Source organism: Burkholderia sp. SIMBA_062, assembly GCF_046534765.1.
GTDB lineage: Bacteria > Pseudomonadota > Gammaproteobacteria > Burkholderiales > Burkholderiaceae > Burkholderia > Burkholderia ambifaria.
Genome location: NZ_JAWRYD010000669.1, coordinates 1 through 232 on the forward strand (window position 1 = coordinate 1; position 232 = coordinate 232).

Annotated in this window: 1 protein-coding gene; it reads left to right on the forward strand. The window is 59.5% G+C overall.

The window, feature by feature from the left end; translation table 11 throughout:
- Nucleotides 1-232: MFS transporter (locus tag SB786_RS37860; RefSeq protein ID WP_410731790.1), on the forward strand; the 232-nt coding region annotated here is incomplete at both ends.

The window sequence follows — 232 nt, forward strand, 5'->3', positions numbered from 1 at the left end:
CTGGTTTGTCGTGGCGCTGCTGTTTCTCGCTGGCGTCATCAATTATCTGGACCGCTCGGCGCTGTCTATCGCCGCGCCGCTGATCCAGAAGGACCTCAACTTTTCGCACGCGCAAATGGGCGTGGTGTTCAGCAGTTTCTTCGTCGGCTACGCGTTGTTCAATTTCGTGGGCGGCGTGCTGTCGGACAAGGTCGGCGCAAAACGCGTGTTCGGCACGGCAATGGGCGTATGG